The sequence below is a fragment of the Pauljensenia sp. C0170B5 genome, from assembly GCF_056590195.1.
Window position 1 is genome coordinate 19111 of sequence record NZ_JBWPVR010000015.1, and the last position, 13750, is coordinate 32860.

A 13750-nucleotide genomic window follows, 5' to 3' on the forward strand; every position below is an offset into this window, starting at 1 on the left:
CCCAGACATACGCTCTATGAAGGAGGACGCAATGGGGATGGAAGCTCCCGTTAATCCGACAACAACCTCAGCTTGGGGACAACTCGACGAGCTGGCAGAAGTCTTTGTTCCTGACTTGCGCGGATGGTTCGAGAGCGAGCCGAACCGTGCCCAGCAGTGGACGCGACGCGTGGGTGACCTGCACGTGGATCTGTCGAAGAACCTCATCACCTCCGACGTTCTGGAGCGCCTCCTTGAGCTGGCGCAGCAGTGCAACGTGGGGGAGCGGCGCGACGCTATGCTGCGCGGCGAGCACATCAACGTCACCGAGGACCGCGCAGTGCTGCACACCGCCCTGCGCCGCGCACCCGATGACGTTTTGGAAGTTGACGGTGTCAACGTGGTCAAGGATGTGCGTGCAGAACTCAAGAAGATCTACGCCTTCGCGGACAAGGTTCGTGCAGGAAAGTGGTTGGGCGCCAGCGGAAAACCGTTGACGACAATTGTCAACGTCGGCATCGGCGGATCCGATCTCGGTCCCGTCATGGCATACGAGGCGCTCAAGCCATACGTCCAGGATGACATCGAATGCCGCTTCATCTCCAACATCGACCCGACCGATGCGGGAGAAACAACGAAGGACCTTGACCCTGAGACCACGCTGATCATCGTGGCCTCGAAGACATTCACAACCCTTGAGACAATCACGAACGCCAAGGTCGTGCGTCAATGGCTGCTGTCCGGGTTGCGCGAACGCGGCATCATTGCCGAGGGCGGCTCTGCCGAATCGGCGGGCGCCGCTGGTGAGAAGAGCGCTGAAACGGTGAGTGAAAAAGAAGCGATCTCGCGTCACTTCGTTGCGGTGTCGACTGCTCTGGACAAGGTCGAAGAATTCGGCATCGATCCTGCCAACGCGTTTGGATTCTGGAACTGGGTCGGCGGGCGCTATTCGGTGGACTCCGCGGTTGGTACGTCCCTTGTGGTGGCAATTGGTCCGGAACGCTTCGAGGAATTCCTCACCGGTATGCGCACGGTTGACCAGCACTTCGCGACCGCCAAACCTGAAGATAACGTACCCCTGCTGATGGGTCTGCTCAACGTGTGGTACGGCAACTTCCTGGGTGCTGACACTCACGCGGTTTTGCCATATTCACAGTATCTGCACCGTTTCCCTGCTTACCTGCAGCAGCTCACGATGGAGTCCAACGGCAAATCAGTGCGCTATGACGGGGCTCGGGTGGACTACGACACGGGTGAAATCTTCTGGGGTGAGCCTGGCACGAATGGTCAGCATGCTTTCTACCAGTTGATTCATCAGGGGACCCGCATGGTGCCGAGCGACTTCATCGCATTCGCCAACCCGACGTGGAATCTGCGCGACGAAGGTGCCGGTGAGAATGGTGCCGACATGCATGAACTGTTCCTGTCGAACTTCTTCGCTCAAACTCAGGCACTGGCGTTTGGCAAGACCGCTGAGGAGGTGCGCGCGGAAGGTACTCCCGAGGAAATCGTGCCGGCACGCATCTTCGGTGGAAACCGTCCGACCACGTCGATCATGGCACCCAGCCTGACACCGTCAGTTCTGGGGCAGTTGATAGCTCTGTACGAGCACATCACCTTTGTCCAAGGCGCTATCTGGGGGATTGACTCCTTCGATCAGTGGGGCGTGGAGCTTGGTAAAGTGCTCGCCCGCGGCCTGATGCCTGCCATTACCGGCGATGAGGACGTCTTGGCGTCGGTGGACTCTTCCACTCGCGCGCTGATCGAGTACTACCGCGCCTACCGGCGAGACTAAGCAACCGATGGGTAAGCCGACGGGGTGACTCAGCGCCGTATATCTGAATGCTTGCCAGTGGCTGCAGGAACTGAGATAGGTCCTGCAGCCACTTTTGTGTGCGGTGAGCTAACGACGGTGTAGCTCATGGTAGGACTCGGGCGCTTCAGTACGAAGATTCTAAGTGCCGACATTCGGTCGCGGTCGGCATTTATAAGAGAGGTAGAAACTCTGTGGACGACATGGTAAGAAAAACAGACACACCGGCACATAAGTCGGTGTAGATAAAATCTCAACAACACGGCAGTAGGCCAAGGATGTTCCCCGAGTTCTGACATCCTAGAGGGGGAATCTCAAGAAAGCCGAAATGGAGGCAAACGTCGAGGGATGGAGTCCGTGATGATTGTCGGGTTTATTGTGGCTGTAGTTCTAATCCTTCTGATCGCTGCCGCAGCGGTGGCTGCGCGGCGAAATATGCCGAGCAACCGAACCGACTACTTCACCGCCAAGTACGGCGGTTCAATCGACCGCATGTTAAGAGAATCTCCCGTTGATAAAGACTCACTGCGCCTCATCCGCGACACCGATAAACGCGGCGAAATCAGGGCAACGCGGGCCCTCATCAAGCAAGATCCTGTCCCGCTTGAAGTTGCAGTGGAGTTTATCCGCCGCCTGTAAACGACGCGAAGGGTACTTCCCGCCAGTAAACGTGTGGCCGCCCCGGAAGGGGCCGGGCCCGTCTCCGATGGCTCAAACCGCGGAGCGCCTGACAGGACCTAAGCCCCGCGGTGTGGGCAAGCTGCCAGAATCAACGTGAGCACGACAGTGCACCTACCGCGCTCACCGTGTTCCGGCAGCTACGTGCTCCGACAGTTAGTTGTATCGGAACGCGTCAGTGGACAGGCGAATCTCATCCGCATCATCACCTGAATGAGCGGACTGTGAGTCATCAGAGTCACCCTCGTCGTCCTCGTCCATTACCGCGAGGGCGTCGAGGAACTCTTCATGCGAATCTGAACGCTCGAACGCAAAGCGAGCCAAAGCCTCCGGCGACGTCGTCTTCTCCCAATCAACAAGCGCCTGGTCAACATCGAAGTCGGCCTGAGGCCACGACGGATTGATGTCGATAAGCGTGCGGCGCAGAATCTCCGAAACCGCCAACCGCGCATACCACTTGCGATCAGCGGGGACAACATACCACGGTGCGTCATCAGTGGAGGTCCGCGAAATCACTTCCTGATACGCCTGCTGATATTGCGACCACTCATTGCGCACCACCAGGTCGCCAGTCGAGAACTTCCAGTGCTTGTCACGACGGTCGAGGCGCTCACGCAGCCGCTCCCCCTGCTCTTCAAAAGAAATCGCAAGGAAAATCTTGATGATATGAATACCCTTTTCCAGGGTGCGCTTTTCGAAACGCCTGATGGCGCGGTAGCGATCTCGAAGGGTCTTATCGTCGACGACCCATGAGCGCCCATGCTCATCATCGTGATCCACCAGTTTTTGCGCCGTCGGCACCAAGACATCCTCATAGTGGGAGCGGTCAAACACGCCAATCATTCCAGGTTCGGGAAGCTCGCGGCGAATGCGCCACAGAAAATGGTGCTTGAGTTCTTCTTTCGTGGGGGCTTTGAACGCCGCCAGAGACACGCCCTGCGGGTCCACCAACCCCATCACATGCCGCACAATGCCGCCCTTACCGGCGGTATCAAGCCCTTGGAGGACGATCAATACTGCTTCAGAGCTGCCGTTATCGCTGTGAGCCTGCGCAAAGAGTCGTTCCTGCAGCTCGGCCAGATCAGTTGCCTGATCTTCCATAGCTTTCTGGCCGTCCTTCTTACCCTCGTCCCAGCCGGGAGTCTTGTCACGGTAAATGGTTGCCAAATCCAGCTCTCCGTGAACGGCAAGCAGTTTGCGCGGATCAGTTGTCCAGCCTCGCTGCCGGGAAGAATCCATCGTCGAGGCACGTGTAGGCACGGCATCTGCTCGGTCGGCGCGCTTCTTTTTCTTCTTCGAACCCATGGGTGACATTTTAGTGACGAGGGCAACTCTTTTACACCTTAGAAACGCCTATAAATGCGGAAAAGATCGACCGTTTTGCACAGAGTCGTCGCAAACTTGGGACTGCTTTCCCTAGTAAAGGACAAAATTGCGCCGTAGGCTTGTCATGAGAGCTCGGAGCACGGATCCGGGCCGGAACGCGAACCCTACCGGGAACGCTCGATCATTCAATCAAGGAGTTCCACATCATGGCTCAACCCAAAATCGTCACCGTAACCGGTGCCGCTGGAAACATTGGATACGCGCTGCTTTTCCGCATCGCATCCGGCGCAATTTTCGGACCCGACGTTCCAGTCAAGCTTCATTTGCTGGAGATCCCCCAGGCTGTCAAGGCAGCTGAAGGCACAGCCATGGAGCTCGACGACTGTGCATTTCCGCTGCTGGCCGGCGTCGACATCTTCGATGACGCCACCAAGGCATTCGAGGGAACCAGCGTTGGCCTGCTCGTGGGTGCACGCCCGCGTTCGAAGGGCATGGAGCGCGCTGACCTGCTCGAAGCCAATGCTGGAATCTTCGGACCTCAGGGTGCCGCAATCAACGCTGGTGCAGCCGAAGATGTGCGCGTCCTGGTCGTGGGTAACCCCGCCAACACGAACGCCGTGATCGCAGCCAACGCTGCGCCCGATGTGCCAGCCAACCGCTTCACCTCCATGATGCGTCTGGATCACAACCGCGCCATCAGCCAACTGGCCCACAAGACCGGTGCAGCTGTCAGCGACATCAAGAACATTGTTGTGTGGGGCAACCACTCGGCCGACCAGTACCCGGACGTCTCCTACGCCACCGTTGATGGAAAGCCGGCCACCGACCTGGTTGACGAAAAGTGGCTCGACGAGGAATTCCGCCCTGTCGTTGCCAAACGTGGCGCCGCCATCATCGCCGCACGTGGCGCGTCCTCAGCGGCATCGGCAGCCAACGCCGCAATCGACCACATGCACACCTGGATCCACGGCACGCCCGAAGGTGAATGGGTCACCGCTGGTGTCCATTCAGATGGCTCGCACTACGACGTTCCTGAAGGCTTCTCCTTCGGCTTCCCGGTGCGCGCAGTGAACGGCGAATACCAGATCGTTGAAGGCCTCGAAATCTCCGAAGCCACCCGCGCCGGCATCGACCACAACATCAAGGCTCTGCAGGAAGAATACGACGCAGTGAAAGCCCTCGGCTTCATCAAGTAGTTCTCGCCAGCAGGACAGTCCAGAAGAACGCTGGAACGCCCTCCCTGACTTGCTCCACGAGCAATAATCAGGAGGCGCATCCAGCGTTCTTTTTGTGCTGTGACTGGCATACTTGAATATGAATGCGCCATCCCTGTTTTCAGAGATAGAGTTTGTTATCACTTCAACGATGCAGTGTGGAAACAATATCGAAAGGATTCAAATGATTGGGTTCCTCATAGCGACTGCCACGACCGTGGTTGTGGCGTATCTGATTTTTCACCGTTATCATCCGCAGACCGTCCTGATTTTTTCCGGTCTATTTATGCTGCTTTGCGCTATTCCACTGTCAATGAAACCATTGATGGATGAAGACCAGACCACTGGCTCGGCGTTCCTGGATGTCTTCGACCAGATCACTCAGACGTTCGGGAATCTAGGTGCCAAGCTCGGTCTGATCATCATGGCGGTCGGCGGTTTCTCGCTGGTCATGGACCGAGTCGGTGCATCATCAGCACTGGTCGCCATCGCAACCAAACCGCTCCAGAAGATCAACAAGCCCTACGTTGTTCTTGCCTCCACCTACATCCTGGCTCAGACACTGTGCTTGATCATTCCATCGGCAGCTGGCCTGGCGATGCTGCTGATGGTGACCGTCTATCCGCTCCTGCGATCCCTGGGAATCTCGAAACTGTCTGCCACGGGCGTCATCGCGACCGGCAGCTGTCTGGACCTTGGCCCTGCTTCCTCAAACGCCAATATGGCGGCCCAGACGTCCGGCATGACCGTCCAGGAATATTTCATTCAATACCAGCTGCCCGTCGCACTGGTGGTTGTCGCATCGGTGTTCATCCTCCATTACTTCGTCCAGCAGTACTTCGACCGCAAGGCCGGAACTACTCCCGACAAAGCAGACTGGGATGAAATCAAGGCTGAGCTCGCAGGTATTAAAAGGTCCTCGGGCGGAAAGTCGGCCCTGGCACAACGCGCTGCAAAAGGTGGGTCCGACACCGCCGCCAAGACCAAGGCGGACATCAAGGAAGCTGAACGTGTCGACAAGCCGACCCCGAAGGCATACGCGCTCCTTCCATTTACGCCACTGGTCCTGCTCATTGTTTTCTCGCCTTTCGTGATCACCAGCATCAAAATGAACGTGGCAACCGCCATGATTATTTCCGGAATGCTCGCCGTTATTTGCGAAATGATTCGCTACCGTTCATTCCAACGCGGCGCGGACGCTTTCTCCGTTTTCTTCGAGGGCATGGGTCGCCAATTCGTCAACATCGTGACACTCATCGTCGGCGGCCAGATGTTTGCTGCCGGTTTAACCCAGCTCGGGTTTATTTCGTTCATTATTGATGGCGCCGAGCGATTCAACATGGGGGCAATTCCGATCACCATCATCATGACGTTGGTGATCTTCCTGTCAGCAGTCCTGATGGGCTCCGGCAACGCACCGTGGTTCGCGTTCTCAGAACTTATCCCCGACATTGCCAAACCCCTGGGCGTTGACACCGTGTTCCTGGCTCAGCCAATGGAACTGGCATCAGGCATCGGTCGCTCCATGTCGCCTATCGCAGGCGTCGTGATTGCAGTTGCCGGACTTGGTGATGTCAGCCCGGTCGACCTCGTCAAACGAACAATCCCCGTCATGATCCCCGCTTACGTGATCATGGTCACCTCGTCGATCGTGTGGGATTACCTGCTTCGAGCCCTCATTTAAGGAGGAAACATGGCACTTTTACCAATGCAGATCGCTGAAACACTCACATCGAATGTCGACGCCATGACCGATGACCTGGTCCAGTGGCGCCGCGACTTCCACGCACATCCTGAACTCGGATTCCTCGAGTACCGCACCACGTCGATCATCGTCCAGCATCTGCGCGAGTGGGGCTATGAGGTCCTGCAGGGAAAGGACGCGTGCCTGTCTGAGGAGCGAATGGGACTTCCCAGCTCCGAAGAAGATGAGGCCGCAATCGCCCGCGCGATTGACGAGGGTGCCGACGCCGACTTTGTTCACTCGATTGCCGGAGGACACACGGGTACTGTGGCAATTCTCCGCAATGGGGACGGCCCCACTGTCGGCATGCGCTTCGACATTGACGCGCTGCCGCTGCAGGAATCTTCAGAAAAGGGGTACTACCCGGCGGATGAGGGTTTTAACTCCATTCACGCCTCCACCATGCATGCGTGTGGACACGACGCTCACATCACGATGGGGCTGGGTGTTGCCCGCACAATGGCACAGATGAAGGACTCCTGGTCAGGAACGCTGAAGATTTTGTTCCAGCCCGCTGAAGAAGGCGTTCGCGGAGCGAAATCGATGGTGGCCGCCGGCCATGTCGATGACGTCGACGTCATGTTCGCGCAACACGTGTGGCCACACGACTTCGAAGAATCCGACTACGCGCCCGGATCCGGCGGGGCTCTGGCCACCACGAAGTACGACGTGAATCTGAAAGGACTGGCAGCTCACGCTTCAGGCGCGCCGCAAAAAGGCAAGAACACCATTCTCGCCGCGTGCACCGCAGTGTTGAACCTGTATGCGATTTCGCGCCACTCAGAAGGGGCGACCCGCGTGAGTGTCGGCAAGATCGTTGCCGGCGATACCCGCAATATTGTCGCAGATCATACACACTTTGAGATGGAAGTTCGCGGTTCAACGACCGAGATCAACGAGTATATGGAGCACCGAGCCCGCACCGTGATCGAAGCGGCTGCACAGATGTATGAGTGCGACTACGAGATCGTGCGCATGGGAGAGGCCATCTCCCTGGATTCCGATCCGGACCTGATGGACCGAATCGCTGAAGCTGGCGAGTTGGTGGGCGTACGCGCCAATGACCCGAAGTGGGTGGAAATGACCGCTTCCGAAGACTACGCATTCATGATGAAGCGAGTCCAGGACAACGGCGGAAAGGCCTCATTGCTGCTGATCTTCACTCCGTCGAAGGGTGGCCTGCACTCCGTCGAGTTCACGGTGGATGAAGCTGTCCTGCCCAAAGGAGTGCGCGTCATCAGCGCAGCCGCCATCGCGGAAATGCCAGCCGCACACTGACCGAGTTCACATCGTTATGGCGCCGAGTGGTCGCATGCATGCGACCACTCGGCGCACACCACGTATCAGAAGCAGTGGACTGGATTAGGCCGGAGTGCCTGTGAATCATTACCCTTAGGACTATGGAACATGATTCGACAGTGCCCCCCTCGACAATCGACAAGCTTGTCATCACCCTTTCCTGCCCGGACCAGCCAGGAATTGTTCACGCAGCCTCCGGCATCATGAGCGACATCGGTGGCAACATCATTCAGTCGCAGCAATTCGGTGACCCGGATACCGGCCTGTTCTTCATGCGAATGGAAGCTGAATCACCTGTCGGTCGAGGTCCTGTCGAAGAAGGCCTGACACGAATCGCCGACAAGTTCAACGCCACCTGGCGCGTCGACCAGTTGGGGCGACCGCTTCGCACCGTCATTATGGTTTCGCGCGAAGGGCACTGTCTCACGGATCTGCTCTATCGGCAGCGCTCTCAAGGTCTGCCTATCGAAGTGGTTGCAGTTGTCGGTAACCACCCTGACCTCGCGCCGGTCGCACAGTTCTACGGCGTCCCCTTCCTCAGCATTCCGGTCACCAAGGATTCAAAGGCGCGCGCCGAAGCAGAACTTCTTGACCTCATCAAGTCCGAGCAGGTTGAATTGGTCGTCCTGGCCCGCTATATGCAGATCCTGTCTGATTCGGTATGCCGTGAAATGGCCGGACGCGTCATCAATATTCACCACTCATTCCTGCCTTCGTTCAAAGGCGCGCGCCCATACGCCCAGGCTCACGAACGCGGCGTCAAACTCATCGGCGCAACCGCGCACTACGTTACAGCCGACCTGGACGAAGGGCCGATCATCGAGCAGGACGTCACGCGAGTCACGCACGCCGATTCCACCCGCGACATGGTGGAGCTGGGGCAGGATGTTGAACGCCGAGTCCTCGCGCAGGCAGTGCGTTGGCATGCTGAACGCCGTGTTCTGATGAACGGCAACCGAACCGTTGTGTTCTCACGCTAGTGTCCGCACTGGCGGTTTCCGCAGCGGAACACAGTTGATAAGATGAATCTGTCGCAACTGGCGAACAGGTGGGATGACCACCGGGGAGCGAAAAAGGGTTGTCGCGGTCGCCCGCCTGGGCCACGCAACCGAGCGAGGAACGGCTGGGGCCGCCCTCGCCACTAGTGAAAGCCAGACAAGCGAATTGAAAACTGGAGCAGCAATGAGTGATTCTCTCAACTCCCGTACGTTGGCCGAACTCGATCCTGACATCGCAAAGGTGCTGGATGATGAGCTGAACCGTCAACGCGCCACCCTTGAAATGATCGCGTCGGAAAACTTTGTCCCGCGTGCAGTCCTGCAGGCTCAGGGATCAGTTCTGACCAACAAGTACGCCGAAGGATACCCGGGACGCCGCTACTACGGCGGGTGCGAGGCAGTGGACGTTGCTGAAAGTCTCGCAATTGAACGCGCCGAGAAAGTGTTCGGTGCCGATTTCGTCAACGTGCAGCCACACTCAGGCGCGCAGGCCAATGCCGCCGCGCTCATGGCGATGGCAAAACCGGGGGACACGATTTTGGGTCTGTCCTTGGCTCACGGCGGCCACCTGACACACGGAATGCGCATCAACTTTTCCGGCAAGATGTACCACGCCACCGCATACGAAGTTGACCGCACAACAATGCGTATCGAGCCTGATCAGGTGCGTGAAGTGGCGCTGCGTGAGCGTCCCCGTGTGATCATTGCCGGATGGTCGGCCTACCCTCGTCACCTTGACTTTGCTGCTTTCCGCAGCATTGCCGACGAGGTTGGCGCTGCGCTGTGGGTTGACATGGCGCACTTTGCCGGCCTCGTTGCAGCCGGACTGCACCCAAGCCCACTGCCCCACGCCGACGTGGTGACCACGACGGTCCACAAGACACTGGGGGGTCCCCGCTCCGGCATGATCTTGTCCGCGCGCGGCGAGCAGTGGGGCAAGAAGCTGAATTCTGCTGTGTTCCCAGGTCAGCAGGGTGGCCCGCTGATGCATGTGGTGGCAGCGAAGGCTGTCGCAATGAAAGTGGCTCAGACCCCGGAGTTCAAGGATCGTCAGGTCAGAACTCTTGCCGGCGCGCAGAAACTTGCGGAGCGTCTGGGACGCGACGATGCGAAGAAGGTCGGCATCAAGCTGGTCACCGGCGGCACAGATGTGCACCTGGTGCTCGTTGACCTGGTTGATTCAGCTCTTGACGGCAAGCAGGCTGAGGATCTGCTGCACGGAGTCGGCATCACGGTCAATCGCAATGCTGTGCCGTTTGACCCGCGCCCACCGGCAGTCACATCCGGTCTGCGTATCGGAACGCCGGCGCTGGCTACGCGCGGTTTTGGCGATGAGGAGTTCACCGAAGTTGCCGACATCATCGCGACCGCATTGGTTCAGGCGGCCTCCAAGGAAACAGTGGATATGGAGGGTCTGCAGGCGCGCGTGCGTGCACTGACCGATGCCTTCCCGTTGTACGACGGGCTGCAGCAGTGAGAGCGCCGTGGGAAGGTGCCGCACAGGTACTGGATGGGAAAGCCACCGCTACTGCAATAAAGGGCGAGCTTGCTGAACGCGTCTCACGGCTGCGCGAAGCCGGTGTTCATGCAGGGCTGGGAACAATCCTGGTGGGTGAAGATCCCGGGTCAGTGACCTATGTTGCCGGCAAACACCGTGACTGTGCGGAGGTTGGTCTCGAGTCGATTCGCATTGACTTGCCCGAGTCGGCCTCTCAGGCTGATATCGAGCAGGCTGTCGACCAGCTCAACGCTGATCCTGCCTGCACGGGTTTCATTGTGCAGCTTCCGCTACCCGCCGGGGTCGATTCCCAGGCCGTGTTGGAGCGCATCGATCCGGATAAGGACGCTGACGGCCTGCATCCGATGAACTTGGGCCGCCTGGTACTGCGCGCGGCGGGTGACATCACCTCGCCCCTTCCGTGTACGCCGCGCGCCGTCATTGAGCTGTTGGAACGCTACGGCGTGGAACTCAACGGCGCGGATGTGTGCGTAGTTGGCAGGGGAGTGACCGTCGGCCGTTCGATCGGATTGCTGCTGACGCGTAAGAACATCAACGCGACCGTGACGCTGTGCCATACGGGCACGCGCAACCTCGCTGAACAGGTATGCAATGCTGACGTGGTTGTGGCTGCGGCTGGCTCGCCGGGACTGATCACCGCTGACATGGTGCGTGAAGGTGCGGCGGTGCTGGATGTGGGCGTTTCTCGCGTGACGGAAGCTGATGGCCGTGCGCGGCTGCATGGCGATGTGGCCGACGGAGTTGATCGTGTTGCGGCATGGCTGTCACCGAATCCCGGTGGCGTCGGGCCGATGACCCGTGCCCTCCTGTTGGCGAACGTGGTCGAAATGGCTGAGCGAAAGGCGGGTTTCTCCGCTCAGGTGTAAATGCGCAGGTGTGAGCTTAGTGCCTTAACTGTTCATGTTCGCGGTGCTGGGGGCTTTCCAACTGGAACGTGGAATGCGTGATCGTGACGGGAAAGTGTTCCTGTACGCAGCTGGCGAGTGTGTGCAAAATGTCGGATCGCTCGTGCTCGTTCAACTCGGGTTGGACGGTGACGTGAGCCGTCAGGGCTATCACTCCTGTCGCAATGGTCGAGGCATGCAGGTCATGCACGTCTTCGACTCCTTGAACATGGAGCATATGCTCACGCACCGTTGTCAGTTCCAGGCCGGGTGGTGTTTCCTCCATCAGGATCGCCACCGAGCGGCGCAAAAGCGTGATCGCCCTCGGAGCCATCATGCACGCGATGAGCAGTGAGGCAAGGGCATCCGCTTGGAGCCATCCGCTGAAATGGGCGACGACCGCACCGATGATGACCGCGACCGACCCTAACGCGTCGGTGGCAACCTCGAGGAATGCTGCGCGCATGTTCAGCGAGGCACTGCGGCCCCCCATCAGCACGAGTAGGGAAGCGACGTTTGCAGCCAGGCCGAGGATACCGACGATCAGCATGATGCGGGTGTCGAGTTGCTCGGGGTTCATGAAGCGTCCGATGGCTTCATATGCGATTATCACGCAGATCACGACGAGCATACCTGCCTGCAGTGCCGCTGCGACCACTTCGGATCGTGCGAGGCCCCACGTGAATCTGTCGGTGCGCGGGCGCAGTGACAGGTGAGCCGCAATCAGCGCGATCACCAGCCCGGTGGAGTCCACCGCCATGTGGCCGGCATCTGCAAAAAGTGCGAGTGATCCTGAAAGTGCGCCGCCGATTGTCTCGATGAGGAGGACAGTTGCGGTAATGGACAAGGCTGCAATCAGACGCCCTCGGGAACTAGCAGCATGCGAGTGCGAATGTGAATGCGAGTGGTCGCTTGCAAGCGACTTCTCGGCGGATGTGGGCCTGCTGTGGGGTGATGATTGCTCCGACTCCTCGCAGCAATCGCGATGCTCGACATCGGGCGACATGGCGTCCTTTCGCTAGGTGACAACGAAAATCAATACCCCAAGGGGGTATCCTTGGTTGGCTATAGAATAGCCATTTCTCGCTGCCTTGCCAAGTCCGTGATGTCGAGTGGTCGCTTGCAAGCGACCACTCGGTGAAGTTTCGGGCACAATAGAGGCATGCTGAACGTCACGACTGTCAACCTCAACGGGATCCGCGCTGCCGCTAAACGAGGACTGAATGACTGGTTGAATCGCCAGCACCCCGACGTCCTCCTGATGCAGGAGGTGCGCGCGCCGGAAGAAGTGACGCGTGAGATTCTGGGGTCGCAGTGGCATGTCGTGGCCGTGCCATCGCGGGCGAAAGGGCGTGCGGGCGTCGCAGTCGCTGTCCCGATTGAGAACGAGGCGCTGATCGGAGACGTGCGGACAACGCTGGACGACCAGGAAAGTGATGTGGATTCGGGTCGCTGGCTGGAAGTGGACCTTGAATTTGCCACTCCACTGACGCTTGTGTCGGCGTATTTCCATTCGGGCGAGAAGGATACGCCGAAGCAGGACGCCAAGATGGCGCACCTGCCGAGGGTGTCAGCGCGCATGAGCGAACTGTTGAAAGCTGCGAATTCGGCGAAGGGGCGTCAAGCTCTCGTTGCTGGAGATTTCAACATCGTTCGCTCCAAATTGGACATCAAGAACTGGAAGCCGAACCACAACAAGCGTGCCGGAGTGCTCGACGAGGAAATTGCCTTTGTGTCGTCATGGGCCGAGGGTGGCTGGTGCGACACCGTCCGCGAGCTTGCGGGGGATGTTCAAGGCCCATACACGTGGTGGTCGTGGCGAGGCAAAGCATTCGATAATGACGCCGGGTGGCGCATTGATTATCAGTTCGTGACGGCGGATCTGGCGCAAAAGGCACGGTCCTTTTCGATTGATCGCGCCGCCTCTTACGATGCGCGCATGTCAGACCATGCCGCTTTGACCGTGTCGTATGAGATCGATTAATTGCAATCACATCCGTTGAAGAACAGCAGTGTGTGCGAGCCGGATCTCCTGAAAAAATAAGCTCTTTCCGATCTGATGACGCTCGCCAGTCTTCTACCTCATGACCCTGAATCGCCCGCACGATTGTGCTGAGTTTCAAGCGTTCACGCGTGGTGCGTTGCTAGTTTTGTTGAATAGTGTTGCGTTGCTTGTGATGTTCGTTGGCGACTGTCCTTCCTGGTTAGTGTCCGTGGGCTTTTTCGGCGTGGTCGGTGAGGACTTGGTGGGGTTTGGTTAACAGGAATGGGGCGCTGGTTTCTCTTGTGCTTGTAA

The 13750-nt window shown here is 58.4% G+C and carries 11 protein-coding genes and 1 riboswitch; of the genes, 9 read left to right on the forward strand and 2 right to left on the reverse strand.

Translation table 11 applies throughout. The features are described from left to right. Positions 1–31: 31 nt before the first annotated feature. Complete coding sequence (gene pgi / locus AC1EJZ_RS10905) at positions 32–1774, forward strand: glucose-6-phosphate isomerase (protein ID WP_480294938.1); 1743 nt, start codon at positions 32–34, stop codon at positions 1772–1774. Positions 1775–2152: 378 nt separating this feature from the next. Beyond that, entirely contained in the window at positions 2153–2431 is a 279-nt protein-coding gene (locus AC1EJZ_RS10910) for a hypothetical protein (RefSeq protein WP_480294939.1), read from the forward strand. A gap of 195 nt (positions 2432–2626) precedes the next feature. On the opposite strand, the gene AC1EJZ_RS10915 is transcribed toward AC1EJZ_RS10910, so the two are convergent. Continuing rightward, the gene (locus AC1EJZ_RS10915) at positions 2627–3775 is read right to left on the reverse strand and encodes a PPK2 family polyphosphate kinase (RefSeq protein ID WP_480294940.1); all 1149 of its coding nucleotides are present in this window, start codon (positions 3773–3775) and stop codon (positions 2627–2629) included. A 227-nt stretch (positions 3776–4002) separates the two neighbouring features. Here AC1EJZ_RS10915 and AC1EJZ_RS10920 point away from each other — a divergent pair, with 227 nt between their 5' ends. The 6 genes from AC1EJZ_RS10920 (at position 4003) to AC1EJZ_RS10945 (ending at position 11436) form a co-directional block, all read left to right on the forward strand. Further along, positions 4003–4992: a malate dehydrogenase gene (locus tag AC1EJZ_RS10920; RefSeq protein WP_070724908.1), complete on the forward strand. Its 990-nt coding sequence runs from the start codon at positions 4003–4005 to the stop codon at positions 4990–4992. A 202-nt stretch (positions 4993–5194) separates the two neighbouring features. Next, positions 5195–6694, forward strand: coding sequence for a C4-dicarboxylate transporter DcuC (gene dcuC, locus AC1EJZ_RS10925; protein ID WP_480294941.1), 1500 nt, complete (start codon positions 5195–5197; stop codon positions 6692–6694). Positions 6695–6703: 9 nt separating this feature from the next. Beyond that, positions 6704–8032: an amidohydrolase gene (locus AC1EJZ_RS10930; RefSeq protein ID WP_070724917.1), complete on the forward strand. Its 1329-nt coding sequence runs from the start codon at positions 6704–6706 to the stop codon at positions 8030–8032. Positions 8033–8154: 122 nt separating this feature from the next. Beyond that, positions 8155–9033 (forward strand): formyltetrahydrofolate deformylase, encoded by an 879-nt coding sequence (purU, locus tag AC1EJZ_RS10935; protein WP_285016307.1) that lies wholly within the window; start codon positions 8155–8157, stop codon positions 9031–9033. A gap of 43 nt (positions 9034–9076) precedes the next feature. Beyond that, positions 9077–9161, forward strand: a riboswitch (ZMP/ZTP riboswitch). A gap of 74 nt (positions 9162–9235) precedes the next feature. Further along, positions 9236–10528: a serine hydroxymethyltransferase gene (gene glyA / locus AC1EJZ_RS10940; protein WP_480294943.1), complete on the forward strand. Its 1293-nt coding sequence runs from the start codon at positions 9236–9238 to the stop codon at positions 10526–10528. Beyond that, complete coding sequence (locus AC1EJZ_RS10945; protein ID WP_480294944.1) at positions 10525–11436, forward strand: bifunctional methylenetetrahydrofolate dehydrogenase/methenyltetrahydrofolate cyclohydrolase; 912 nt, start codon at positions 10525–10527, stop codon at positions 11434–11436. Before glyA ends, AC1EJZ_RS10945 begins: the two co-directional genes overlap by 4 nt. Positions 11437–11452: 16 nt before the next feature. Here the strand turns inward: AC1EJZ_RS10945 and AC1EJZ_RS10950 are convergent, their stop codons facing one another. Then, entirely contained in the window at positions 11453–12460 is a 1008-nt protein-coding gene (locus AC1EJZ_RS10950; protein ID WP_480294946.1) for a cation diffusion facilitator family transporter, read from the reverse strand. Between the two features lie 156 nt (positions 12461–12616). Here AC1EJZ_RS10950 and AC1EJZ_RS10955 point away from each other — a divergent pair, with 156 nt between their 5' ends. Continuing rightward, complete coding sequence (locus AC1EJZ_RS10955; protein WP_480294948.1) at positions 12617–13438, forward strand: exodeoxyribonuclease III; 822 nt, start codon at positions 12617–12619, stop codon at positions 13436–13438. Positions 13439–13750 lie beyond the last annotated feature (312 nt).

Excerpts from the sequence above, each read along its gene's own strand:
- pgi (WP_480294938.1), top strand. The coding sequence starts at position 32 with ATGGGGATGGAAGCTCCCGTTAATCCGACAACAACCTCAGCTTGGGGA.
- AC1EJZ_RS10910 (WP_480294939.1), top strand. The coding sequence starts at position 2,153 with ATGATTGTCGGGTTTATTGTGGCTGTAGTTCTAATCCTTCTGATCGCT.
- AC1EJZ_RS10915 (WP_480294940.1), bottom strand. The coding sequence starts at position 3,775 with ATGGGTTCGAAGAAGAAAAAGAAGCGCGCCGACCGAGCAGATGCCGTG.
- AC1EJZ_RS10920 (WP_070724908.1), top strand. The coding sequence starts at position 4,003 with ATGGCTCAACCCAAAATCGTCACCGTAACCGGTGCCGCTGGAAACATT.
- dcuC (WP_480294941.1), top strand. The coding sequence starts at position 5,195 with ATGATTGGGTTCCTCATAGCGACTGCCACGACCGTGGTTGTGGCGTAT.
- AC1EJZ_RS10930 (WP_070724917.1), top strand. The coding sequence starts at position 6,704 with ATGGCACTTTTACCAATGCAGATCGCTGAAACACTCACATCGAATGTC.
- purU (WP_285016307.1), top strand. The coding sequence starts at position 8,155 with ATGGAACATGATTCGACAGTGCCCCCCTCGACAATCGACAAGCTTGTC.
- glyA (WP_480294943.1), top strand. The coding sequence starts at position 9,236 with ATGAGTGATTCTCTCAACTCCCGTACGTTGGCCGAACTCGATCCTGAC.
- AC1EJZ_RS10950 (WP_480294946.1), bottom strand. The coding sequence starts at position 12,460 with ATGTCGCCCGATGTCGAGCATCGCGATTGCTGCGAGGAGTCGGAGCAA.
- AC1EJZ_RS10955 (WP_480294948.1), top strand. The coding sequence starts at position 12,617 with ATGCTGAACGTCACGACTGTCAACCTCAACGGGATCCGCGCTGCCGCT.